At 42.4% G+C, this 26,698-nt stretch carries 17 protein-coding genes and 3 tRNA genes; 17 read left to right on the forward strand and 3 right to left on the reverse strand.

Translation table 11 applies throughout. The annotated features are described in order from the left end of the window. Positions 1 to 2: 2 nt before the first annotated feature. The 3 genes from RDO37_RS09705 to RDO37_RS09715 all read left to right on the forward strand — a co-directional run bounded on the left by RDO37_RS09705 (position 3) and on the right by RDO37_RS09715 (position 256). A tRNA-Val gene (locus RDO37_RS09705) sits at positions 3 to 80 on the forward strand. Between the two features lie 18 nt (positions 81 to 98). After that, positions 99 to 174: transfer RNA gene (locus RDO37_RS09710), tRNA-Lys, on the forward strand. Between the two features lie 4 nt (positions 175 to 178). Next, a tRNA-Val gene (locus tag RDO37_RS09715) sits at positions 179 to 256 on the forward strand. A gap of 645 nt (positions 257 to 901) precedes the next feature. Here the strand turns inward: RDO37_RS09715 and RDO37_RS09720 are convergent. The 3 genes from RDO37_RS09720 to RDO37_RS09730 form a co-directional block, all read right to left on the reverse strand. Further along, positions 902 to 1,843 carry an SPFH domain-containing protein gene (locus tag RDO37_RS09720; protein ID WP_044121772.1) on the reverse strand — a complete coding sequence of 314 codons (942 nt, stop codon included), beginning with the start codon at positions 1,841 to 1,843 and terminating at the stop codon, positions 902 to 904. A 132-nt stretch (positions 1,844 to 1,975) separates the two neighbouring features. Further along, entirely contained in the window at positions 1,976 to 2,452 is a 477-nt protein-coding gene (locus RDO37_RS09725) for an NfeD family protein (protein ID WP_308498941.1), read from the reverse strand. A gap of 42 nt (positions 2,453 to 2,494) precedes the next feature. Further along, positions 2,495 to 3,157: a hypothetical protein gene (locus tag RDO37_RS09730; protein ID WP_308498942.1), complete on the reverse strand. Its 663-nt coding sequence runs from the start codon at positions 3,155 to 3,157 to the stop codon at positions 2,495 to 2,497. A 422-nt stretch (positions 3,158 to 3,579) separates the two neighbouring features. Between RDO37_RS09730 and guaB the strand changes: the two genes are divergently transcribed. The 14 genes from guaB (at position 3,580) to RDO37_RS09800 (ending at position 26,623) form a co-directional block, all read left to right on the forward strand. Beyond that, entirely contained in the window at positions 3,580 to 5,043 is a 1,464-nt protein-coding gene (guaB, locus tag RDO37_RS09735) for an IMP dehydrogenase (protein ID WP_027939825.1), read from the forward strand. Between the two features lie 369 nt (positions 5,044 to 5,412). Continuing rightward, on the forward strand, positions 5,413 to 6,975 hold the full coding sequence (guaA, locus tag RDO37_RS09740; protein ID WP_281709539.1) for a glutamine-hydrolyzing GMP synthase: 1,563 nt from the start codon (positions 5,413 to 5,415) through the stop codon (positions 6,973 to 6,975). A gap of 503 nt (positions 6,976 to 7,478) precedes the next feature. Then, positions 7,479 to 10,628: a suppressor of fused domain protein gene (locus RDO37_RS09745; protein ID WP_308498943.1), complete on the forward strand. Its 3,150-nt coding sequence runs from the start codon at positions 7,479 to 7,481 to the stop codon at positions 10,626 to 10,628. 251 nt (positions 10,629 to 10,879) lie between these two features. Then, on the forward strand, positions 10,880 to 11,194 hold the full coding sequence (locus tag RDO37_RS09750) for a hypothetical protein (RefSeq protein ID WP_308498944.1): 315 nt from the start codon (positions 10,880 to 10,882) through the stop codon (positions 11,192 to 11,194). Between the two features lie 132 nt (positions 11,195 to 11,326). After that, positions 11,327 to 11,926, forward strand: coding sequence for a replication/maintenance protein RepL (locus tag RDO37_RS09755; protein ID WP_308498945.1), 600 nt, complete (start codon positions 11,327 to 11,329; stop codon positions 11,924 to 11,926). Between the two features lie 223 nt (positions 11,927 to 12,149). Next, a complete protein-coding gene (locus RDO37_RS09760; protein ID WP_308498946.1) occupies positions 12,150 to 12,905 on the forward strand; it encodes a hypothetical protein in 756 nt (251 codons plus the stop codon). 326 nt (positions 12,906 to 13,231) lie between these two features. After that, entirely contained in the window at positions 13,232 to 14,095 is an 864-nt protein-coding gene (locus RDO37_RS09765) for a DNA adenine methylase (protein ID WP_052338986.1), read from the forward strand. A 374-nt stretch (positions 14,096 to 14,469) separates the two neighbouring features. Continuing rightward, positions 14,470 to 16,293, forward strand: a complete 1,824-nt coding sequence (locus RDO37_RS09770) for a hypothetical protein (RefSeq protein WP_308498947.1) — start codon at positions 14,470 to 14,472, stop codon at positions 16,291 to 16,293. A gap of 56 nt (positions 16,294 to 16,349) precedes the next feature. Beyond that, positions 16,350 to 17,405: a hypothetical protein gene (locus RDO37_RS09775; RefSeq protein ID WP_308498948.1), complete on the forward strand. Its 1,056-nt coding sequence runs from the start codon at positions 16,350 to 16,352 to the stop codon at positions 17,403 to 17,405. A 142-nt stretch (positions 17,406 to 17,547) separates the two neighbouring features. Next, positions 17,548 to 19,449, forward strand: coding sequence for a hypothetical protein (locus RDO37_RS09780; protein ID WP_308498949.1), 1,902 nt, complete (start codon positions 17,548 to 17,550; stop codon positions 19,447 to 19,449). Positions 19,450 to 20,112: 663 nt separating this feature from the next. Next, positions 20,113 to 21,666, forward strand: coding sequence for a VWA-like domain-containing protein (locus tag RDO37_RS09785; protein ID WP_308498950.1), 1,554 nt, complete (start codon positions 20,113 to 20,115; stop codon positions 21,664 to 21,666). A 210-nt stretch (positions 21,667 to 21,876) separates the two neighbouring features. Next, positions 21,877 to 23,382, forward strand: coding sequence for a MoxR family ATPase (locus tag RDO37_RS09790; protein ID WP_308498951.1), 1,506 nt, complete (start codon positions 21,877 to 21,879; stop codon positions 23,380 to 23,382). A 142-nt stretch (positions 23,383 to 23,524) separates the two neighbouring features. Further along, complete coding sequence (locus tag RDO37_RS09795) at positions 23,525 to 24,520, forward strand: DNA-processing protein DprA (protein WP_308498952.1); 996 nt, start codon at positions 23,525 to 23,527, stop codon at positions 24,518 to 24,520. A gap of 219 nt (positions 24,521 to 24,739) precedes the next feature. After that, complete coding sequence (locus tag RDO37_RS09800) at positions 24,740 to 26,623, forward strand: hypothetical protein (RefSeq protein WP_308498953.1); 1,884 nt, start codon at positions 24,740 to 24,742, stop codon at positions 26,621 to 26,623. Positions 26,624 to 26,698: the final 75 nt, after the last annotated feature.

The following is a 26,698-nucleotide window of genomic DNA, read 5'->3' on the forward strand; positions in this document are numbered from 1 at the left end:
ATGGATGCTTAGCTCAGTCTGGTTAGAGCATCTGCCTTACAAGCAGAGGGTCATAGGTTCGAGTCCTATAGCATCCACCAATTCAAAATCCCTATCGTGGGTCGTTAGCTCAGCTGGTAGAGCAGCGGACTCTTAATCCGTTGGTCGCGGGTTCGATCCCCTCACGACCCACCACGATGGATGCTTAGCTCAGTCTGGTTAGAGCATCTGCCTTACAAGCAGAGGGTCATAGGTTCGAGTCCTATAGCATCCACCATTACCTTAGAACCGCGAGGTTCTTTTTTTATCCCCTTATGTTGTATCTATGAAGCGGCATACACAAGCCACTCATAGCCATATTTTTCAACACCAATAGCCTCAAGATCCCCCCAGCTAAAGCCCAACCTAAATCTAAAGCTCAAGCCCAAGCTGACCGCCAAGGCCAAATTCTCTCATCTACCCAAGCAACTGCTTTATCTTCTTTTGCACCATTTGCAACAGCACTCCATTAGTCCCATCTGCTCGAGCGCATTTTAGGATAGTAAGTATGTACTCTTCTTGGATGTGGTATCGAACGAAGTAAAAATTAACAGCGATTACGAAGTTAGCGCTTAAGCACTTAGCGTTTAAGTAGAGATGCATGTGGCACTTCATAATTTGGGTAGTTATCTCAATGCATTGGCAGTTAGATCTTCTTGAGACTATATTGCTTTGGCAGAGCTATTCGTTCGGGAGTGTCATTGGGGGAGTTTGCTGTCATTTGTTAGTTGTCTGCAAACAAAAACGCCAGAGGCCAACACGGTAGTCGGCATCTGGCGTTTGTCTCTAACGTGGCAGCAAGCTAATAAAGCTATGATCCTTTATTTATCTAGTAAAGGATAGTAAGTTTGCTGCCGCGCTAGTGGGGGTAATTTGGTTTTGATTAGTTAGGCTTGTTAGCGTTAACAATCTTCATGGCTGAGCTAATTAAGCTACTCATGTCGCCCATGTTTGCTGGAACGATGAGAGTGTTGTTAGTCTTTGCCAGCTCATTAAATGCAGCGACATACTTCTCAGCAACCTGCAGGTTAACAGCAGTCATACCACCTTGTGCCTGAGTTGCTTCAGCAACCTTACGTAAAGCCTCAGCAGTTGCAGTTGCGATCGCGATGGTTGCTGCAGCCTGACCTTCAGCCATATTGATCTCAGCTTGCTTTTCACCTTCAGACTTAGCAATAGCAGCGAGCTTTTCACCGGTAGCTAAGTTGATTTGCTCTTGCTTACGACCTTCTGACTCAGCGATCAGAGCACGCTTCTCACGCTCTGCGGTGATCTGCTTTTGCATGGCCTGTAAAATAACTGCAGGTGGATTTAAGTCCTTAATCTCGTAACGCAGAACCTTAACACCCCAGTTTAAAGCCGCATCGTCAATGGCTGATACCACCTCAGCATTGATAAGATCACGCTCTTCAAAGGTCTTATCCATTTCCATACGACCGATCACGGAACGTAAGGTGGTCTGAGCTAACTGAGTAATAGCAATGATGTAGTTAGAAGTACCATAGCTAGCACGCATAGGATCAGTTACTTGGAAGAAGAGAACGCCGTCAACGCTTAACTGAGTGTTATCGCGAGTAATACATACCTGAGCAGGAGTATCGAGCGGAATTTCTTTTAAAGAATGGCGATAGGCTACATTATCTACAAAAGGAATGATGAAGTTCAGACCTGGGTTTAATACACGATTGAACTTACCTAAGCGCTCAACTACCCATGCACTTTGCTGAGGTACTACTTTAATACCACGATAGGCAAAGACCACAGCTAAGATCACGAAGAAGATTGCCAGGATCAGTCCCGGTGAAATTAATTCATCTAAATACATCAAAATTTCCTCACTTGTATATGCCTTGATGATTAGCTAAGCATATAGATGTTAAGTTTTGTTGTTCATACTAAGCTCGTGTGTGTGCTTAGTGACAATGACAAAATCTGTATGAGTCTTGCGACTATGCGACTAAGACTCTACAGTGCTTTTTTGGTCGGTGTTGTTTGCTACTTCCGCTCCAATATATTTACCTAGCACAATGCGTGAGCCATCGAGCTTTTCGATGGTGTAAATTCCAGGTTTTGCAATTGCATCAACAGCGTATGCAGTCCAATCAGCGCCACGATATTTAACCTTGGCACTGCCATCTTGAGCAATTGCATCGGCTTTAACAACCACACGTTGTCCCATATCAAGCTGATTATTTTGACGATCGTTTTTTGAGCGCAGTGATCTTCTTAAGTAGAAGCAGCCAATTGATGCAAGTATAGTTACGATGCCAGCTATGCTTGATTGAGTGGCAAAGTCGCTACCCATGAGACTTACTACACCACCAGCAGCAGCACCAATGGCCAGAGCGATGAGGTAGATAGTCATAATGTTGATTTCAATAATCAGGCAGCCTAAAGCTACAGCAAACCAGATCGCATATAGGTATTCAGTCATAAATAACTCCAGTTCCACTCTTATGTAAGAATGATGCTAACCTCATTTTTTGTTCTTCGCGCGATTGACTATCATGCTAACGAATGGGCCGATCATAAGAAACAAGAACATCAACATGATTTCTTGTGGTTCTAACTCTGAAAAGACCGCAATAAAGAACATGAATAAGCCAAAAATGATGAATGGTACGGCCTTATTAGCTTTCTTATTAGAACTTGTGCCGCTTTGAGATTGTTTTTGATTAGTGGCAGTGCCGTTTGCACGAGAATTTGAGTAGTTGTAGTTTTCTCCACGGCTTTGCGATCTTTGCTTGCTACCATTGTTAGATTTACGATAAGCAAAACTCTGAAGATCTTTAGCTTCTTGTTTGATTCTTGTTGCTGAATTCTTGCGCTCATTTAAGATCTGATTAGCCATGAGACGATCTTGAGCATGGGAACTCCTTTGAAAATCTTGTACGGAGTGGGCTTCATCTTTGATCTTGCGAGCTTCAGTCTCATTTTCGTGGCGCAAAGCCTTGAGCTTGTTTTGCTGATCGATACGGATCTTGTTAATTGAGCTCTCAGATGTAGAGAAGACTTCACTAAGATCGCCGCTCTTTAGTCTTTGCTTAAGCTGCATAGCTGTAGGAGAACTAGCGATAAGCTCTTCTACATACTTAATGAAATCGCCATTTTCTGGCTCTCTGTTTTGATTAAGTCGCATACTTAAAGCCCGTAATAATGCTTTGATTCCATGAACTCTCATAGTATAGGGTATGGAACTTAGGAAAAACACATAAAATGCATCAAAAGCGGTGGGTGGATCATAAAGCTAAGAGATGGCTACGATCTTAGATTGTGCGATCTTATATTAAAGGTGTGAAGATACAATTTTGGGGTGTCATTAAGAAACGCTTTTCTTATTTGCGTACAAATACATGATAAATGAATGTACATGCGGCGTTTGTGCTATTTTGGGGCATTTTTCTTATTTTGTGACAAAGTCAGATGTGTGCTAGCAATAACAACTTTATAGGCAAAAGTGTGAGGCAGGTGCTTGCAAAGATGGAAAATTTTTACTAACAAACTTCATCATCATCAAAGGCTTTTTGATATAATCTGCCAAATTTTAGTTAAGGAGGCATTATGCTGCGCATCGTTGAGGAAGCTCTCACCTTTGATGATTTGTTGTTGGTTCCTGCACATTCTACAGTGCTACCTAATACTGCAGATTTGACTACTTACCTGACTGCAAATATCAAGATCAATATCCCAATGATCTCTTCAGCAATGGATACTGTAACTGAGTCTGGTCTTGCCATTGCTCTTGCTCAGGAAGGTGGTGTTGGCTTCATTCATAAGAATATGCCTATCGAGCGTCAGGCTGAAGAAGTGCTCAAGGTAAAGCGCTTTGAAAGCGGTATGGTAACTAAGCCAGTTACTGTTAATCCTGAAGCTACTTTAGCTGATGTGCGCCACTTAACTGCTAAGCACGGCTTTGCAGGTTTCCCTGTAGTAGATGAGTCAGAGAACTTACTTGGCATCATCACTGGTCGTGACGTACGCTTCTTAAATGACTTAACCATGAAGGTTAAGGACATCATGACTCCAAAGGAGCGTTTAGTTACCGTGCGTGAGAACACTTCTCGTGAAGTTGTTATCGAGCTCATGCAGAAGAATCGTATCGAGAAAGTATTAGTTGTTGACGATGCTTTCCGCTTAAAGGGCATGATCACCGTTAAGGACTTCAATAAGGCTGCTAACAAGCCAAACGCTTGTAAGGATGCTTTAGGTCGTCTGCGTGTTGGTGCAGCTATCGGTGCTGGCGCTGGCAATGAAGATCGTGCTCGTGCCTTAGTTGAGGCCGGTGTTGACGTGCTCTTAGTAGACTCATCCCACGGTCACTCACAGGGCGTTTTAGATCGTATTGCTTACTTACGTAAGACCTACCCTGAGTTACCAATCATTGGTGGTAACGTTGCTACTGCAGAAGGTGCTATTGCTTTAGCTGAGGCTGGTGTTAGCGCTGTAAAGGTAGGTATTGGCCCTGGCTCTATTTGTACCACTCGTATGGTTACTGGCTGTGGTGTTCCTCAGATGACTGCTATTTCTAATGCAGTTGAGGCCATGAAGGGTTCTGATATTAAGGTTATTGCTGACGGTGGTATCCGTTACTCTGGCGATATTGCTAAGGCTTTAGCAGCTGGTGCAAACTGCGTCATGGTTGGTTCTATGTTCGCAGGTACCGAAGAGGCTCCAGGTGAGATTGAAATTTACCAGGGTCGTTCCTTCAAGTCCTACCGTGGCATGGGCTCATTAGCCGCTATGTCCAAGGGTTCTGCTGACCGTTACTTCCAGACTGATAACGCTGCTGATAAGCTCGTTCCAGAGGGTATTGAGGGTCGTGTTGCATATAAGGGTGCTTTACGTGGCATCATTCACCAGCAGATGGGTGGCTTACGTTCAGCCATGGGTCTGACTGGTTGCGGCACTATCGATGAGTTACGTACTAAGGCTCAGTTTGTTCGTATCACCGGTGCAGGTATTCGTGAGTCACACGTTCACGATGTAACCATCACCAAGGAAGCTCCAAACTATCAGAGCCACTAAGAGGGTCGCTCCCTGCAGGTTGATCCCCTTTTATCCAACCTGTTAATAGCATCTAAGGCCCCACAAGTTAACTTGCGGGGCTTTGACGTTTTTGTAACAGCATAAGTTGCAGCGTCAATTTAAAGATTTTGCAATCAGCAATTCGACAAGATTTGATTAAACTTAAATGAGCTGAAAGTGCCATGCACTATCCTAATGTGCCCCGCACTTTCATGTATGAGCACTGTTATTTCTCTAGCTCATACTTAGTTGCTCAATGAGCACTGAAATTTAAGTTTGTTTAGATAACTAATTGTTGTTGGTGATTGCTCTAGCTTACTTGATTGGCTCTTAGCCTCTCACTCGTGTTTTTGTTCAGGTAGTCGTTTCATGGCCAATATTCATTCAGAAAAGATCCTGATCCTTGATTTTGGATCACAAGTTACGCAGTTGATCGCTCGTCGTGTTAGAGAGATCGGCGTTTACTGCGAGATCTATCCTTTTGATGCCGACGTTCAGCTCATGAAAGAGTTTGCACCTCAAGGCATTATCTTATCAGGTAGCCCTGAGTCTACTACTGAGGAAGGCTCTCCACGTGCTCCTGAGTGGGTCTTTGAAGCTGGCGTACCTGTATTAGGTATTTGCTACGGTCTGCAGACCATGTCAGTTCAGCTTGGCGGTAAGGTTGAGGGTTCTGACAAGCGTGAGTACGGCTATGCTGCTATGTCAGTAGTTGGCTCCTGCCCACTGTTTGACGGTTTAACCGATCACGAAGGTGAGAGCAAGTTAGATGTGTGGATGAGCCACGGCGATAAGGTTACTGCAATTCCTGAGGGCTTTATCACTGTTGGTTCTACCGACACTTGCCCTTTTGCTGCTGTATATAATCCAGCTCGTCAGTTCTTTGGTGTACAGTTCCACCCTGAGGTAACTCACTCTAAGCAAGGTGGTGAGTTCTTACGTCGTTTTGTAATCGATGTATGTAAGTTAAATGGCCTGTGGTCTCCAAGTGCCATTATCGATGATGCTGTTGCTCGTATTCGTGAGCAGGTTGGTTCATCTAAGGTACTCTTAGGCCTCTCAGGCGGTGTTGACTCATCAGTTACTGCTCTGCTGCTGCACAAGGCCATTGGCGATCAATTAGTTTGCGTATTCGTAGACAACGGTCTGCTGCGCTTAAACGAAGGGCAGCAAGTTAAGGAGATGTTCTCAGGCTTAGGTCTGAACATTGTCTATGCTGATGCATCTGATCGCTTCTTAAATGCACTATCTGGTATTAGCGATCCTGAGGCTAAGCGTAAGGCTATTGGCCACACCTTCATCGACGTATTTGCCGATGAAGCCCGTAAGCTTGATGGCGTTGACTTCTTAGCTCAAGGTACCATTTACCCTGACGTAGTTGAGTCAGCTAAGACTAAGAGCGGCAAGGCACACGTAATTAAGTCTCACCACAATGTTGGTGGTCTGCCTGATGATCTCAAGTTCAAGTTAGTTGAGCCTCTGCGTGAGCTCTTTAAAGATGAAGTTCGTCGTATAGGTGTTGAGCTTGGTCTGCCAGTTAAGATGGTACAGCGCCATCCATTCCCAGGCCCAGGTCTTGGCGTACGTGTACTTGGCGAGGTTAAGAAAGAGTATCTTGATCTCTTACGTAAGGCTGATGCTATCTTTATGGAGGAGCTCAATGAGAGCGGTTGGTACGATCAAGTAAGCCAGGCTTTCACTGTGTTCTTACCAGTACGTTCTGTTGGCGTTATGGGTGATGGTCGCCGTTATGACTACGTAGTATGCCTGCGTGCTGTTAAGACTATTGATTTCATGACTGCTAAGTGGGCAGAGCTGCCATACGATCTCTTAGGCCGCATCTCCAACCGTATCATCAATGAGGTTAACGGCATTTCCCGCGTCTGCTACGACGTTTCTGGCAAGCCACCAGCAACTATTGAGTGGGAATAATCTAAACGCCACACCTTTAGCCATTTAATGAATACGCACCAGAACTAAAGTCTGCAGCTACGCATCTAGCTGCAGCCGCGCATCTAGTTGCTGCAGCAGCATGCAATAGTGCACATACGTTGCGTATGATTTCAAAAATACCTTACTGCCTCTTGGGGTGGTAGGGTATTTTTTTGTCCAAACAAAAATGAGCCGCAGCTCCTTGTTCACAAGCTTACGTATTTATACATTCCTTGTTAATGTCCAAAGCAAAGATGCATCAATGGTGCATGCTTTATAAAAGCATTGCTACTTTGCAAATTGTTTGAATGTCTATCACACAATTATGAAGGCATTGCTTATGAGTTTTGAGATCCTTTTATACTCTAAATTGCGCACAAGCCCTCGTTGACCATCAGGTATGGCCAAGAATAACTGGCTAATGCCCATCAGGTATGGCCAAGAATAACAGGCTAATGCCCATCAGGACTAGAGAATTTAAAGCACTTCAGAGGATCGCAGCCATGGACTTATTAGATCAGTGCAAAAAACTCAATGCAGAAGGTGAGTACAAAAAGCTCATTGAACTTGTTGACAGCGTTGATGAAAACGAGCGTTCTGCTGAGGTGATAAGCGAGCTTGCAAAGGCTTATTTATCGATTGGTGATTCAGATCATTTGGAGCCTTGTCGCATAGCTCTTGAGCTTCTCGAGCCATTGGAAGATGAACTTGGTGAAGATCACTTTTGGAATTATCGTATTGCCACAGCTTATTACAACCTTGACCAAGAAGGTCGAGCTCTGAGCTACTACGAGCGTGCGCTCGATGCTTTACCTGGTGATGAAGATACTCTAGAAAATATTGAGGAGTGTCGTAAGATTCTCGCGCTGCCAAGGTTTAAAGCCGACTTCAGAAAAAGAACTAAGCAAGCTTGGGATGCCTTTATAAAGGTAGAGGCTAATTTAAGAGAGATCATGGATAGCCAAGATCAGCGTGAACGCGCTGTAGAGTTTGTACAGATGTGTTCAAAAGCCTTAAAGATTGCTATTAGCGAGGCATCTTTTGAGCTTGGCAAGAGAAATGATAAGTATGAGCTGTGCCTAAGCGCTGATGGTAGCTTAACCTCACTCTTCCCGCTTGTCTATTTTGCAAAGCATGCACCAAAGTCTGTGCTTGAGCATTGGTCGATTGTGGTAGGTCGTAATCCTAGTCCTAATTGTCAAATGGTCTCAGGCGATATCTCTATTACAGCAGACGATGTGCACATCAAGGTAAATCAAGCTGACAACAATCAGCTTTTGTTAGACCTCTACTGCCCAAAGCTTAAAGAGATTTTTGAGTCCGATGAGGCTAAGGTGTGGTGGGCGTTGTCCGTGCTTATTCACCAAACTATAGGCGAGATAAATGCAATTTCTTATGTCTCTGGCTTGAATGTTCTTAACGAGCCATTAGATGATTATCAAAAGCTCTCTGATCTTCCAAACATCATGAATGATCTTGGCTTGAAAGTATGGACAGATGCTGCTGAGTGTCTTGAAAATCGATACTGTGCTTATCAGATCGAGCCTAAACAAGAAGCTGATGGAGTGTTACGCTCAGATGTCTTTATCGGATCGACTCTTTTGCCTGATCTAATTGATGAATACAACGATGATGAAAGCGATTGTATGGATGAATACCAACAAGATGGTATTGTCCCTGGATTCATTGCATTCCCAATTGATGGCTTTGAAGGTGAGAATCGTGCTGAGGAGATCTTGCAATTCCGCCATGAGCTGCAGTCTTATATAGAAGAGAATGCTTCTTTAGATGCCGTGACCTTTATCGGTGGTGCTACTGGTATTTCAAATGGCTATATCGACTTCATCGCATGGGATCTTCCTGAGGTTTTAGATGCTGCTTCAGACTTCTTTAGTAAAAGTGAGCTGCCATGGGCTACTTTCCATACTTTCCGTCGCGATGTAGAGAGTATTGGGCTCTGGGAGGAACTCAGTGAGGCTGCTGTAAATGCTGAGACTAATTCACTCTTATCCGTTGCGGATATTGCTACTTTAGAGTCATATGTCGATGATTCAAGTGGCTATTTTGGCAAGATGCTGAGCTATTTAGAGGACTTTGTTGAGAAGGGCTTAGAAGAGAAGAAATTTACTAAGCGCCAAGCACAACAAGATCTGCAGCTTGCTCTGTGGTATGGCCTTGCGTGCATCAACATGGGCGAGTACCGTTACTATTATCAAGGAGTGGAGTGGATGAAGTACTCTGAGCGAAATGCTTCTGGTTGTGGCACATGGTACTACCGCTATTCTTGTGCACTCATGCACTGCGGTCGTTTAGAGGATGCCCTTGCTTATGCTGAAAAGGGTGCTGAGCAAGAGAGCGATTATCCATGGGTCTGGCTGCAAGTTGGTAAGCTGCGTAGTCACTTTGGCAATAAGGAAGGTGCACTTGAGGCTGTAGCACATGGTCTTGAGCTGGTTCCAGGCGATCACGAGTTTATTACCTTAAAACGTGAAATTGAGTCTGGCGCTACTCTTGAGCAGATGCTCTATCACTGGATTAATGCTGAAGACGATTATAAATTGCTCGATGGCCTAGATGAACGCGCTGATGCAAAGCTGCGCGCTATTTCTTGTGTCAGGTTAGATCCACAAGGTTTAGAGCGTTTCTTTGAGATCTTTGGACCTAAGAGTGATGAGTATGTTGCTAACTCACCGTTCACCAAATTCCCTGTGACGGTTGGGGATAAATCTGTAGATCTCATCTTCCAGATGAATGAGTCTGGCATGTCTAAGCTCAAGGCTGATTGGCTTAAAGAGCTTAAGAGCAGCATTGACTCAGGCAAATGGCTATCTAGAGATTGCTCTAATGGCAAGAAGGGTATGCTTAACGCTGTGATGATTGGCCTTGATTACACCATCACTTTAGTCTATGGATTTGAAGATGGTTCAGGCTTTTTTAGAGTCATAGTTGATACTGACGGGTCAGAAGAAGAGAATATACTTTGGTGTCAGGATGGCGGCGCTCCAGAGATCTATTCAGAAGATGAGATGAAGGCTGTTGAAGCTCACATTGAAAAGTACTTTGGTCCTATTGACAATGTGCTCCATGAGATCGTGTCACCTGATATCCATGTGGATATCTGTTTAATCAAGCCAACTGAAGAGCGCGATTACTACACTTTAGTCACTATGGGTATGGGTGCTCACAAGATGGATGTACCTGAAGAGTCTGCTGAATATAAGCTTGAGCGTGCCGAGTTGGTGATTGCTCTGCCAAAGGATTGGAAGCTTGATAACGACTCTATCCATGATGAGAATTGGTATTGGCCGCTGCGTTTATTAAAGGCATTAGCAAGACTGCCAATTGTTAGCGAGTGTTGGCTTGGCAATGGTCACACCATCGATCATGAAGATCCATATGCTCCATGTACTCAGCTAAACGGCTGCATGCTCGTAGCTCCTCAAGATACTGATGGTGATGCTGCGTGTATGAATTTGCCAAATGGTGATGATGTTAACTTCTACCAAGTTATCCCACTCTACCAAGAAGAGATGGAGTACAAAATCGAGCATGGTGTCAAAGCATTAATCGACAAGATGGCCAAAGTAAGCTTTGTGGTCAAAAACAATCGCCGTTGCTGCATCGACTCATCGGATGATTCCATCAGCTATTAAGCTAAAAACAACCACCAACCACCCCTGGCTAGCCCATTAAAAAAGCCCCACAACTAAGATAGGCTAGCCGCAAATTTGTATTGTCTATACTTACCATTGGAAAAAAAATTCAATGTGAAGAATAGCTATACATAGTAAAATTATACTGTACAGTCTTCATATTCTAGGATGACTGCCATCAATAAGGTAAATACAGTATTGACGGTGGTTATTTAGATTATGCTTTAGGTTTTTTAATCATTGGAGGGCTTATGTATGTAGATCCAGAGACTGGTCGCAGTCTTCTCGGCTTCTGGAATGAAGAGGAGAAAAGATGGGTTCAGGATTTTGCAGGTTTTGTTAATATCAAAATGCTCGCCAATGCATTCCGTGAGCGTTTAGAGAAAAATCCTGAATCTGTAGGTACGCCGATTCCGGTTGACAGCTTAACAGATGAACAAAAGGCTGTAATGGAGGCAGATCGTGCATACGCTAGAGAACACGAGTATGAAAACGACACTGAGCTAGCGATGCTAGAGATTGAGGCTAGGGCACGAGAATTAAACGAGGCCTCCCAAAAGTCATAATCTATTTTGATGTAATTAACAATTCCAACTAAAAACTATAAGGGCATCATTTTATGATGCCTTTTTGATACACAATGAATACTAAGTTGTTACATTAGTAATGTGTATACGGTTAAGAGATAGGAGCACCGAATGACGGGATTAACTATGAATAATGACACACTCTCTGCCAAGAGTAACAAGGGCAAAGATTCACCTCAGTTTTGTTTTGCTTTTTTTGACGATTTGCTTGAGGCGATTGACTCTCATAATCTTCAAATGAGTGATATCAAAGTTTTATTGAAGTACGCTTCGGACATGGAGTATGGAAATGAAATTAAAGTCACTCAAGATGAGGTTGCAAGGGATTTAAATCTTTCAAAGCAAGCAGTTTGCACTGCATTTAAGAATCTTGAAGATGCAGGTTTCTTTATCAAAACAGATGATTCTAAGCTTTTCATGAATTGGAATCTCTTAGATAAAGGAAACTCAGCTCTGCATAGAAGAGGGCTACAAGACAGTCAAAAGGCAAATGCAGAGTCACTATGTGACAAGCAAATTAATGAAATCAAAACTCTCATCAATGACGCAACTATTAATTTAGACGAGCGTACTAAGTTATTGCTCGAACTTATTAATAAGGGAAATCTAGAGCTTGAAGCTAAACTAATCGCCTATGAGGCCTATCAGTTATTGACTTACAAGAAAGGTGACGCAGCTGACTTTATTGAAGAGGAAAGCTTAGAGTACTAATTTCAATTAATGCTCATGTTTTCAAACGTGAGTTTCATGAATATGGTGAAATTCACGTCTAAATTAATGCTCTCAGGCATTTCGCTCATTGATGATCCCTCATGGCGGTGGACCGTAGTGCAAAGGACGATAGGCGCACAGTTCATGTACCAATGCTTTTTGCAAAGCAAGGCTAACGATTGGTCTAAGTTCGTAACTATCAGTTCGATTGAGGTTGAGAACTATGCTTGAGAAGTATCTACTAAGGCTAAGGAAAGTCGCTTTTTACCTCGTTTGTGGATTATTACTAACATTCATGGTGATGGGCGGTATTCCTACTGGCTGGATTTATGACTTATGGGTAGGGGAAGGCACTAAGATTGGTCAAAAGCCAAGTCCTGATGTGGTATTGGTTGAGAGCAAAGAGCAGGTCTTATCTTTCTTAAACAAAGACATTGCAGTTACCGCAGAGGGAGATAATCTTATTTTGTGCCCCTTGATGCGACTTAGAGATACTTCTGAAGAGGGTGAGCACAACTTAACTGCAAAGAATAAGAAAAAAATCTACATTGAGAAGTATCGAAGACTTAGCTATCCAGTTTCATTGAAAGAAAAAGCAGTCAATATGCTGGCCTTTTCTGGCTCATACAATTCCTACTATTTGCTGCAGCTAAAAGACGGCTCTTATCTTGGCGTTTATTTTGATGACTATTTAACCTTCCTGATGTGGGTTAATGGCAAAATACGCCTTCCAACAGGCCGTATTCGCTATACCGAATCAAGTGAGAGAGGCATGCTTAGTCGTATGCATCATCGCTATGGCTTCGATGTGAATGATATCTTGCTGTTAGATATGTATCGTCATGACAAGATCCCTGGGATTTTAGATAAGATCATGCGCTTTGTTGTGGCTATATTGATTGCTATCTTTGTGCTGCAATACAGGAGCTCCAAGAAAAAGCGCAAAAACAGCCTCGAGCATGAACAACCACTAAAATGATCGCTGCGTAGGCACTGCCAAGAGTAAAACCTCCCAATGCTCACATGGCAGCGTCTAAACATCCTCAGCTAAGGAGAGCATGCTTGCGACTGAAATGTATGCATAAATTGGATGCACGCTATCGCCTAAACTTCCACAGCTAAGCAGAGCCAGCTTGCGCCTGAGCGTCCGCAGCAATGGGATATGAAAAGCGCTGTATCTTCTTTGCTTGGGGCTAGGGTAAAAACTCGATATCTTGGCTAAAAGAGCCTTTGTTTTCGCATACTTTAGCAATGTATCAATGTCAGTGATACAATCGTACAAAGTTTTGGTCATGTTGGTGTCATATGAGTTTGCAAAGTGTTCTAGCAGCTATTGAAAATGCTGATTACGAGTTACAGGCAGATCCTATTTTGAAGTGGGCAGGTGGTAAAAGACAGATGCTACCAGTGCTACTTCCTAAAGTACCAAAGAAGTATGGTCGCTACATCGAACCTTTTTTCGGTGGTGGCGCAATGTTCTTTGCCATGCAGCCAGAGAACGCCATTATTGCTGACCTCAACCCAGAGCTCATCAATATGTATGAGCAAGTTGCCTGGCATCTTGAAGAGGTGATTGAGCATTTAAGTAAGTATGAAAACACTAAAGAGGTGTTTTACGAGGTGCGTGCTCAAGACTGGCGAGAGTTGCCAGAGGCTGCTGCAGCTGCACGTATGATCTATCTAAATCGTACTTGCTTTAATGGTCTGTACCGCGTCAACAAAAAAGGCCAATTTAATACCTCATACGGTAATTACAAAAATCCAAACTACTGCAATATTGGCAGACTAGCAGTAGCATCAAATGCTTTGCAAAAAGCCACCATTGTGTGTGACTCATATCAGAACGTTCTGTCTAAATATGCCAAGAAAGGCGACTTTATCTTTCTTGATCCACCGTATTTGCCGATTTCTGAAAATGCCAACTTCAAGCGCTATACCCAAGAAGTATTTAGCGATGAAGAGCATATACGCTTAGCCGAAGTAGTCAAAGAGCTCTACGATAAAGGCTGCTATGTGCTTTTGACTAACTCCAATCATGATCTCGTGCATGAGTTGTACAAAGACTACAAGATCGAAGTGATCCCGACACGACGTTTGGTGTCATGCCGCGCATCTACACGCACGGGCGAAGATATTTTAGTTACAGCCTCTAAAACTAGTAGACGTTAATCTTTTTACGGCTCAAATTAATGCATATATGAGCGCGTACATATCTTAAGTACTTACAGCCATTCAGCATACAGTGCTTAATAGCTTTAAGCATGGCATGTGTACAGCTTGATCGTTCATGATATTGCATGGGTGCTGCTTGATCGTTCAAAGCATTGCATAGGGACTGTTTGATAGTTCCAAGCATCGCATGGCTACAGCTTGATCGTTCAAGGCATTACATGTGCGCAGCTCAAAATAGTTGCTTAAGGTGAGATTGAATATCCTTTCTTAAGGCATTCATGCTTTCAGATCGTGTTAATGTCTGATGTATTTGGCTGTAAAGTATCATGGCTAATGTGTTTTAGGCAATTTATCAGATCTTTGGAGTCGTTATGGACTTTGAAATTGATGAGAAAGGTGTGCTGCATGCATATCATGGCAAAGCTAAGCATGTAGTAATACCTGATGGAGTTTGCTACATACAAACTAGCGGAGTGTTTGATAAGAACTCGATCATTGAGTCCATATTTTTGCCTAAAAGCTTTGTAGGCTACATAGAGAATCGACCTGAGGCTGATTACTTCGAGTACGAAGGAAGTGATGGTAAGCTCCATTTAAAACAGGTGGATTGTAGTACCTGGGGTACCAACCTTAACCCAAAATCTACTCGTAAGTTTCGTAACGATGATCTGCCTTATCTTAAGTCTTATGAGGTGGATCCTAATAATAAGCGCTTTGCATGCCGTGACGGAGTGCTGTATAACAAAAACTTCACTAAGATCGTCGATTGCCCACGGAAGTATTCTAAAAGGCTCGTGTTCGACGAATCCCTTCAACAAATTGATCGCGAAGCTTTTGGAGCTCGTACTGATTTACTTGAGCTTGAGTATACAGGTGAACTAGCTAACGATTTTCTGATTAAACTGCTTGCAGATAAATTTGTCTGTGTAGTTAAATTCTACGCCTTAAACCTTTTAGATATCGTGCGTGGTCAACGCGGTAACGACGGTGGAATGGATGGCGTGGTGTTCATTTGGCCTAAAGTGAGTGTTGATCATCTACTGCCGTATCATTTAAGGCGCATAGCAATGGGCATGTGCTATGAAAAAGACTTATTTAGAAAGCCGTATGTCAATTTCTATGAGGAATGCATGCGCGAGTATGAAGAAGATCTTTTAAGAGCTAGCAAATCTTATGGGCTGACTGCTATAGCTGATTATTATGAGACACTCTGGCAGAAGTGGAACTTAAGAAAGTTAATCGCCTACAACGGCGGGATTAATGAGCACGTAATTCAAAACTGCGTTCTGCATGGCTCATTAAATGAACTCAAGTTCGTGCTCGATCAAGTAAAAGGCTATTACCTAGTATCTGATGTACTGTTCTTGGCTTTGCGCTACGCAGGCTTCAATAAAGTTAAGTGCATCTTAGAGCATGATGGCTATAGTGGAGTGATTGGACCTAAGGGTGATGGCTTGGGTTTTAGAGGGGCTATTAAGATAGGTTTAATGGTCTTCTCCCCTCTATTTAAGCCTTTTCCTTTTATGATGTATGGTCAGTATCATCTCTACTCATATTTGGGCTTAGGTAAAAATGGTGAGTTTCATAGTGCTCAGGTTGTAAGCGAACAACAGCGTATCAGGATTTTAAAGTATTGCATCAAGCATAACTATATTGTTCCAGATCTGCTCTCTTACTTATGCTTTAGCGCATACATTGTTGGCGCACATGAGATCGCCGCTTTTCTCACCGAAAAAGGCTATAGTCCTAATGTATTTATTGCAGCAGTAAAAGGCCAGAAAGATTATGAGTCATATCTCAATGAGTGCATCAAGTGGGCTGCATACAATAATCGTGAAGGACTCATTGAGTTATTAGATCTTTTAGAGGCTGAAGATCATAAGCTAGTTTGGCAAAAGTTCTTTGATCACGACTTACTTAAACAAGATGCGTCTATAACCGAGCTTCTAATTAAGCATGTCAGAATCACTCGTCAATTTATTCGCCCACTAGTTCTGCTCATGATTGAAGAGAATAACGTGCAGATCATGGGGGCGATCTTAAAAGCAGGCGGCATCAAGACCAAGAGTGATTTAGATGAGTATTTGCAAATCAGTAGTCATATGCAGCGTCACGAGATCACCACTTTAATCCTTGATTATCAAGAATCTAAGCGCAATAAGAGCAAGTCCAAAAAATCATCTTTGCAGCTGTAATTTTCTAATTTGTAAGCTTTGTTAACTAGCATCTAGCAGTATTACTTAGGACAAACATGAACACAAGCAAGAACTCTAATAGCCCAAAATTAAAGACAAGTCTTGATGCAGGCACATTAACTCAAAATTTGTCTGTTGATGCACTTAAAAGGCTAACTAAGCATGAGGCAGTAGCCTTGTTGGAAAATAGAGTTTGCTTTGGTAGCGTAGATGAAGTCAAAACAGTGCTGGAACATTGTCACGGCAAGTTATTCTTTACAGCCAGAGCGCTTGCATTAGCTTGTCGTTATGGAGGTTTGGAAAAGGTTAAGATACTAGTTGAAGATGGCGGCTGTGACTTTTTCTTTAAGCTCTCAAGACAGGATTACCGCTATTACGACATAAGTTTTGATCTCGGGGATTACAAAATTGAGGCCGATTTTAAGCTGTTTTTAGTGCTTGATTGGCTTAGAGAGCATTATGTTGGCTATTGCGGACACTTAGATTCATTCGGCAACACAGAAGTTTCAGGTTGCACGGTACTTCCGCAGTCTGAGCGTGTTGAGATCATCAAGTTTCTATTTGAAGATGAAGGTATTCTTGATTTAGAAGAGTGTAATGATTTGTTCACACATGCCATAGTATTTGAGAGCTTTCAGATTGCTGCAGAGCTTAAGAAGATGGGGGCATCTTTTTCCTACCCTAGCAGTTCTGTTTTGTATGATGATGATGAACCGTATTCAGCACATATGCGAGAGATCATTTTCATGGAAAATACTAACGCTGCTCTAGAACTTGCAAAGTATGCAATTCTTGTGGGAAAGCGTTTATTAATCACATCAGATGATTTAGTTGAGGGCTTTTATAACAAGCCTCAAGACTTAGCTAAATTACTTGAGGTCTCAGATATTACGTATGATGCACTTGAGGGCTTGGCTGATTATGCAATTAGCAGTGACTCATGTGACATGCTAACAGCTATTCTAGAGTCAGGGCATTTAGATAACGAAGAAATAATAGAGCTCATTATAAAAATTACCCAAGAGCATAGCAAACCTGAGATAACAGCAAAGCTCCTTGATTACAAGAATTCTCATGCCGATGAGATAAAGAACCATAAATTCGACATTTAGCAGGACCCCTGCTGTAAATCATAGATCTTACTTTCATTTTGGTTAGCATTAGTAGTGCTCTAAGAGTCGCAGAGTGCTTAAGGCTTAACTCTTACTCTGGCGTTGAGCCTCTTATTGCATATTGTTTTAGTAAGGATATTTTATGGGCTTTCAGGTTGAACAAGATGGGGCTGTCAAAGGCAAAATCGATAGTGAATTAGATGCCATAATTCCTGAGGGAGCCATATATGTGGATCGTACATTGCGTTATCCCTTTGGCGACTCACAAGTTAGATCTTTGTATCTGCCTAAAAGCTTTCTAGGCTATATTGCTGGGCCTTATGAGGATGCTGATTTTGTCTATAATCCTGAAAGCAAGAGTGTATCTTTAATAGCAGACAATGCCTTAAAGTTACCAATTAAGGATAAAGGCATTATTAGCATGCGATATATGTGTCAGGTACACTTTAATGGCCTTGAAAGCTTTATAGTGCATGAAGATAATCCTGTATATGCCACATATAACGGACTGTTGTATACCAAAGATTACTCATGTTTGCTCATGTGTCCTGAAAACATTGAAGGTGAGCTTGTTTTGCATGGGAACACAACAAAGATAGCACCACAGGCTTTTTACAACTGCCAAAAAATAAGCTCAGTGGTTTTGCCTCACAAATTCACTAGTTTTTCTGATGAGCGTTTCGATGGATATTTTCGAAATATGAGTGAGCCCTTCACGATTATTGGGGGTAATGTTCGTGAACTAAAAGAGTTTGGATCCCAAGCGATGTGTAATAAGTACTCTGCTTTAGTTTATGCCACTCTTGTTTTTCCTCAAATAGATTTGTCCTCAGTCAACAAGTTCTACAAGCTCCGTCTGGCCATTGGGTACTGTTCACATCAGTATCTGTATTCAAAAGAAATGTCTAAAAAATACGAGCGCTTTTTAAGTAATAATCGCTCTGAGATCTTATCTTTAGCTCACAAGCTCAATGCTAAAGAGACTATTGCGTACTATGACGAGCAAGATGGAAAAAAAGATAAAGGCACTCCACTGGTAAAGAGTACTGAGAGTACTAAGAGTAAGCTAAAAAAACTCTCTCCGAGAAAAGCCACTAGCTTATTAGAGGAGTCGGTGTGCTTTGGTACTCTTGAAGATGTAGATGATGTGCTTAAATCTCAAAAGCAATTTACTTATACTGCACGCGCATTAGGACTTGCTGGTAGATATGGTTCTTTAGATAAGGTTAAGCTACTTGTGCAAGCTGGATGTCGCTTTGACTATGATGATGTAAAGCCGGTGAACAATACTTATTTTGGCAACTGGATCATCAATAATGATATTAGTTATCGCATTCTTGCTAATCAAGTATTGCTGATCGTTGCAGATAAGTTTAGAAAGCCTATTGTTGGCGAGGGCTTGCAATTACGTCTCGATAGAAATGGCTGTCTTGCTAAAGCCAAGGTACTGCCAGCTAAAGAAAGAATTGAGATCATTGCCTATCTTTGCAAGCAAGGTCTGATTAACAAGCAAGATCGTGATGCGCTGTATTTTCATGCTTTGGTATTTGCTGAATTTGAGATCGCTGATTACCTCTTAAAGCACGGAGCTTCTCTTAAGCCATATAGTGACTTTTTCAATACCTTATCGCGTGGTTGGTGGCGTTTAGCTGTTCTCGATATCATTTTTACCGAAATCCCTGAGGCAGCACCGGCTATGGCTGAGGCAGCTTTAAAAGATGGCTTTGAGCTGGTAATAACCAACATAATTGATTTGGAAGAATTTATAGAGAATCCTGAGTTACTAAAGAAGCTGTTTACTTACGCGAAGATGCAGTCTAGTACCTTTAGCTCTATGGTCAAGAGCATCATTGCCAACAATCAATGCGCTGCAATGCAGGCGCTCCTTGATATTGGTCGCATTAAGAAAGGCATGCCGCTAAATATGTACATACAAGAGGCTGTAGATCTTGGTGCTAGTGAGATGGTTGCCATGTTACTTAACTTCAAAGAAAAGCAAGGTACTAACGCAAAGAAAAAGGGTAAATCAGGACTTTATCTCTAGCAAAAGCGTACTGGCTCATCATGCAAAGATGAGTATAGCTGTTGGTGCGCACTTGTTGAAAATGCCTTATATATCAGGATTAATAAAAATAGTCCCAGTTTTCACGCACGCAACTTTTTCTGTCATACAATGACAAGCCACTAGGCAAGATACAAGCTACTTGCCATGCCCAGGGTATTGGTTTAGCCAGGTGCTAGTGCTATGCCCAAGGTATGGGGTTAGCCAGGTGCTAGTGCTATGCCCAGGGTATTTGTTTATCCAGGTGCTAGTGCTATGCCCGAGGTATTGGTTTAGCAAGGTGCTAGTTGCCATTCCCTAGGTATTGGTTTAACCAGGTGCTAGTGCTATGCCCAATATATTGGTTTAGCCAGGAGGCTTGTCATGTGCTATGGCAGTAGTTTGTCATGGCGCGTTGTCGTGCTTGCCGTATGGATCGCAGATCTTTGATAAAGAGATTTTGTGTATAGCCTGCTTTTGATAGGCTAGAACGCTTGCGATTTGTTTTCTATAAGTTGATTAATCCCACGTGCTTATCAACAACTCATTAAGATCATTCTAAAAATTAGCTAAGTTTTCTGATCTATGATGAGTCTAAATAGTTTTTGTTTGCTGTGGAAATGGCTTATACCACGCCATGTGCAGTGTGTGAACAGAGAGATGTGTATGTCGAATGAAGATAAGATTCGTCAACTAGCTCAAGAAGTGATGAAGCTTGCGCAGAGTCGCTTGGTGCTGAACTTTCGCTTCTTAGACACGGCGTTAGATAGGTTGCCACTTAATTGCTCTGAGGCAATTGAGACTCAAGCAACTGATGGTAAAGCTCTTTACTTCAATCCTATCTTTGTTCTTAAAGAGTACCGTGAAGATCAAGCTCGTCCAGTGCATAACTACATGCACTCTTTGCTCCATTGCGTTCTCTACCATCCTTTCTCGGCAAAAGAACTAGATTGTGAGCTGTGGGATTTAGCTAGTGATATAGCAGTATCCAACACTATCCTCGAGTTAAAGAAAGATAGCATTGCAACTAATAATGATGCAGCAATGCGCTCGCATCTAAATACCATTCAAAAAGAAGTTAAGATCCTTACTGCAGAAAAGATCTATCGTCATTTTCTTGCCAATCCACCAAGTGATAGCAAGCGACAGGAATTAAGAGATCTTTTTACTTGCGACGAGCATAGTCCTTGGTATCCGTCAAAGGACGATCAAGCTAGTGGAGCGGGCGATTTAGCAGGTGATGAGGCAAGTTCTAGTGGCGCTTCATCACAGTCATCAAATGGTGACTCAGGATCACAGCCATCAAATGGTAGCTCAGGATCGCAGCCATCAAATGATGGCTCAGGATCTTCGCAAAATGGTGGACAGCCTTCTGACGACAACTCAAATCAAAGTGGCCAGGATAATGTTTCCACGATCTTGCCTAAGAACCCAAATGCAAACAATAGTGGCCTTAGCAATACTCCGTATATTGCAGGCAAGCAACAAGCCTTGCTTGATATGTGGATGTCTATCGCAGAGAAGATGCTCACTGATCTTAAGACCACCTCTAAAGGTATAGGAGATAGCGCTGGATCTTTGATTCAGAACTTAACCGAGGTAACTCGCGAGCGCTATGACTACTCTGAGTTTTTAAAGAAATTTGCCACTTTTAGAGAAGAGATGAAGGTGAGTCCAGATGAGTTTGACTACGTCTACTACACCTATGGTCTTGATCTGTACAAGAACATGCCGCTCATTGAGCCTTTGGAGTATCGTGAGGTTAAGAAGATTCATGACTTCGTGATCGCCATTGACGTCTCAGGCTCGGTGCATGGTCCTTTAGTGCAGGCTTTCATGAACAAGACCTACAACATCTTGATGCAAAAAGAGAGCTTCTTTAACAAGATTAATTTGCACATCATTCAATGTGACACTGAGATCCAAAGCGATGTGAAAATCACCTCACGTGAGGAGTTTGAAGAGTACATCAAGCACATGCAGCTAAAAGGATTTGGTGGTACTGATTTTAGACCTGTATTTACCTATGTAGATAAGCTCATCAAGAGTGGCGAACTTCATGATCTTAAGGGTCTTATCTACTTTACTGATTGTATGGGACAGTTCCCTGCTAAGCCACCAGAGTATAAAGCTGCTTTCGTCATGATCCGTGGTGAATATGATGATGTCGCGGTGCCTTCATGGGCAATTAAACTGGTTTTAGATAAGTACGATCTCTAGGCACTCATAAGTGCCTCATTGGTCAATCACTCAAGCCTAGGCAACGCCAAAACCTACCAAAGCTCAAGCAATCTTGAGCGCAAACAGGCTTTAACAGCACTGAACTGGCATTAGTACAAATAATCCAGTGCTGTCCACGGTGCCTAAGTGCCTAGCTTGAATGACTACAGAATTAAGCAATACAGACCTACATTTACTGAGGGTTTTGCCTTGAATATTAAACAAGCAAAAGATCAAATCAAAAACGCAGTAACCGTTTACTTTTCAAAAGACGAGTTCGGTGATTACTTAATCCCACCTGAGGTTCAGCGTCCAGTGTTCTTACTCGGCCCTCCAGGTATCGGTAAGACTGCTGTAATGCAGCAGATTGCCTATGAAGCTGGTGTTGGTCTGATTAGCTATTCCATGACTCATCACACCAGACAGAGCGCCTTAGGTCTGCCACTTATCGAGCATAAGAAGTACGACGGCAAGGAGTACGCGATCTCTGAGTACACCATGTCAGAGATCATTGCATCCGTGTATGAGTACATTGAGACCACTGGTGTTAAAGAGGGTATTTTATTCTTAGATGAGATTAACTGTACCTCTGAGACTTTAGCTCCTGTAATGCTGCAGTTCTTGCAGTACAAGACTTTTGGTCGCCACAAGCTGCCAAATGGCTGGATCGTCGTTACTGCAGGTAACCCACCTGAGTACAACAATTCTGTACGTGAGTTTGATATTGCCACTTGGGATCGTCTGCGCCGTATTGAGGTTATCCCTGACTTTATGGTGTGGAAGGAGTATGCCCAAAGCTCAGGCGTGCACCCTGCGGTCTTTACTTATCTTGAGACCATTAAGTCAGACTTCTACAAGATCGAAACCACTGTTGACGGTAGATACTTTGTGACTGCACGTGGTTGGCTTGATCTTAGTGCTATGCTCAAGCTCTACGAAGAGAAGAATATTAAAGTTGATCTGCCGTTAATTGAGCAATACTTACAGCATCCAAAGGTCGCTAAGGAATTTGCCCTTTACTACGATCTCTTCAAAAAATATCGCTCTGATTATCAAGTAAGCAGCATTTTAGATGGTCAAGCTAGTGATGAGATCATGGCTCGTGCAAGTAACGCAGCATTTGATGAGCGCTTAGCTTTATTAGGCTTGATGTTAAATGCGCTGCATGAAGATATCTGCAAGGTTAACGATGAAGAGGCGATCTTAAAGGACTTACTTGCAGTATTAAAAGACTTTAAGAAAGGAGTAAAGAACAATCCAAATACTCCACGCTATCTCTTTGAGACCTTGCTGCATAATTACTCCAATATGCTGAAAAATGCCGCAGATCGTGGCACCGTAACGCAAAGTGTTATTCGTCGCATGAAGGCTGTAGAGAATATCCTGCATGAAGAGCTGAATATCATTGGTAGCGAAGAGGACAATGAGGTAGCTTTCAAGGCCGTTAAAAAGGACTTTGATAAGCGCGTCAAGAAGATGGAGAGTGATGCAGATAAGGTTGTAGGTAAGCTTAATGCTGCATTTAAGTTTGCCGAGCAAGCCTTTGGTGAGGGTCAAGAGATCTTGATCTTACTTAGCGAGCTGACCATCAACAAAAATGCCGTAAGCTTCATTAGCTCCTTCGGTTGTGATGAGTACTTCAAACACAACAAAGAACTCCTCTTCCATGAGCGTCAGATTGAGATCATCAACGTCTTAAACGACCTTCAGATCTAATCTTCCTAAAGCTCTACCACATCATTAATGGCTAATTAACGCCATTGTTAGCTACACTCTTAATTGAGTGTAGCTAAGTCTTATCCCATTAACTGAATAGGAATCAAAATTACATCAGTCCTGCATATTTTCAGAGGTGTCTATGGCACTAACTACAAGCCAAATCTTGGCCTTAAAGTCATTAAAAGGTGTTGGTAAAAAGTCGATTCTGAAAGTAGGCAACAGTATTTCAGGTATTGTTAGTACGTCAGAGCTGCTTGGCGCTCTAGCAAAATGTTCTGTTAAAAAGAAAAATCCTGATGGTGCAGGCAAGGTTCTTATTACAGCTTCTGATTTAGATGCGGCTCTTAAGACTGCTCAAGAGATCATTGATAGGGCTAAAACCAATCAAATAGGCCTTATTTCCTACTACGAGCAAGACTTTCCTAGTTCTCTACGGCACATAAAAACCAAAGATAATAAAACTGAAGAACCAGCTATTTTGCTCTTCTACAAGGGAGATCTTAATGCTCTTAAGTGCCCAGGGCTAGCGGTAATCGGAACTCGTAACAACACTGCTAATGCACAAAAAGCTGGTCTGTATTTATCGACTGAGTTTGCACGTAGAGGTTTTTGTATAGTTTCAGGTTTGGCAGAAGGGTGCGATACGATTGCACATCGTGGTGCTCTAAATGCCGGGGGTAAAACCATTGCGTTTCTTGGCCATGGTCTAGACAGTGTCTACCCGCCAAGCAATAAGGATCTTGCAGAAGAGATATTGCTTAAAGGAGGTCTGCTTTTGTCTGAGTACGATGTCGGGACACCTGTTACTAAATACAATTTAGTAGCCCGAGATCGCCTACAGTCAGGCTTAGCATTAGCTACATTAGTCATCCAAACTTCAGTTAATGGCGGAACCATGCATGCCGCTAGGGTCTGTCTTAATTCGGGCAAGCCTTTGTTTGTGGTTAAGTATTCGGATGAAGAAACGGATCGCGCCCAACAAACTCAAGGCAATCACGAGCTAGCTAAAGAGGCAGGGGCAGCTTACATTAAAGGTACAGACGACCTTGATGTTATAGCCGATATGATTCTCAACAGCGGCACAAGCATGCAGATGTGTCAGAATAACTTTGATGGATCATTTATCAATGCCTAAGCTTTAGCTAGTGCTTAATGTGCAGCTGCAAGCGGCATAAGATGGGCATTTAGAGTCGCTAATTATTAGCTAAATATTTGCTTGTAAGATGGGAGATAAGAAAGATTTATTACATGTTCAGTACTAGCTTGGCACTAGCATAAGGACTTTGATCTTGGCTTTATGCTAATGCACAACTAGCACTGGTTTATAGTGCAATAAGTTTACAAGGGGTCAGATATGGACTTTTTGATTAGTGATGATGGTGAGCTTATTGCCTACCGTGGAGTGGGGGGCGCTGTGGTCATTCCTGAGGGCGTGAGATTTATTGCCCGTGATGGTGTGTTCGACCCACAAGTTAAGATCACCACTCTAACCTTGCCAAGTACCTTGCTTGGACACAAGCATAAGCTAGGTAGTGACAATCAGGCACATGTGCTGCGCTACAACGAGAGTGCTGCAGGATACACCGTAGAGCTCTATCAGCGTGATACGTCTAAGGCGCTGGCTGCTAATGATGAGCTATTTGAACTCTTATCATTAGATCTTCCAGACCTTGAAAGCTATGAGGTCGCTGAGGGTAATCTCGTCTATAGAGCCATTGAAGGTGTGCTCTTGTTCAAGCATGATTTTGTCTTAGATATACCTAAAAGATCGCCATTTCCATTTAAGCTTGAGTGCTCATATCAAGAATATATTCACTCTGATGAAGCTAAGGACACTTTTTCAGGGCCGCCGCTAGCTGCGTATTTGGACGAGGAAATTGTAACTCCAGAGTTATTTGCCTCGTATCAAACATCTGAGATCTTTGACCTGTCTACTGACAATCTCTGTATTTTCTACGCTCTAAAGGCACATGCGATACGTGAAGATGGATTTTCTTGGTTTCCTAAAGAGAACAACATTGTCGTAGCGCCAAATCTTCATAGTTGTGACCTCAACTCCATTATTGTGCTCTTTGCATTGCTTGGCTTTTGCTATAGGCAAGAGTTGTTTGATGAAGAGCAAGCAAAGGTATGTAGAGCTTTTCTGTATTTTGATGAGGCTAATTGCTATCGTCGCGCTAAAAACTATGGTCTCAAACGAGTTTGTCAGTATTACGAAAACTTATGGGCTCAGGGTTTTGTTCACAAGCCAGTCATAGAAAACTATGTGGATGCAACTGAGCAGCTTTTTGAATCGATACTCTATGGCACAGTTGATGATGTGCGCTCATCTTTAGATTTTGATGATGTTGTTAGTGATGAACCGTCAATAGCTGAAGAGTTTGTATTCCTTGTCGCTTTTGCAGTGCAGTTAGCTATTCGCTATGGTGGTGTACAAAAGCTTAAGTGCTTGCTATCTAAAGATAGAGTGCGTCAGTACCTCCAAGCCTATATCGATGAGATTAGCTACAAGGGTAATACCCGGGATGGGATCTGGGGAGTCATTGGCAATAAGCCTACCTTCACGAGAGCAGGTTCACTGTTTATTAATGCTCAAGGTGAAGTACGTAACTTAAGCCCAATAAGCGTTGAGGAGCGCTTAAGTTGTTTTGAGTTTTTGGCACATGACCTACTTAATGTTATTTGTGTCAATGAGTGGAAGTGCTTCTATGCCTATATGTTAGGCCGCTCTGATTTAGCTGCCACACTATTAGATAAGGCAGATCTCAAGGACTTTGTAGTCAATCTTAGTCAGTACACGAGTCAAACTGACGATGCTGAAATTCTTGAGTACAACACCACGTTAGCTAGCGTTTTAGAGTCTAATCCACAGCACGTCATTGCTTTTGCCAAGATGGCCAAAAGCAAAGGCGCACTCCTTCGTTTAGGTTTGATTCATGACCTTGCAATAGTTGTTAACACCGAAGAGCTTATTCATGAGCTATTCCCGCTTGTGTACATAGATCATGATGCTTTAGAGGTCTTCTTCTATAGGGTTGTGGGTCAAGAAGCTCCAGAGTTATTACAAGCCATGTTGTACTGTGGCTATGATTTTGATGATGAGATCTTAAAGAGATTTGCCACTATCGCAAATGATACAGCTAATCATGAAATGGTGGCTACTCTTCTAAACTATCAAAACCACAGACGTAAGGAAAAAGATAGTACCTTAGCTCCGACCTCGCCATTGACGCTTTAGTACGTAAAGCAAACAAGCACTTATGAGGATTAACTATGGATTTTGTAATTAGTGATGATGGTGAGCTTCTAAGCT

Origin of the sequence: uncultured Anaerobiospirillum sp. (genome assembly GCF_902485895.1) — a bacterium.
GTDB lineage: Bacteria > Pseudomonadota > Gammaproteobacteria > Enterobacterales > Succinivibrionaceae > Anaerobiospirillum > Anaerobiospirillum succiniciproducens.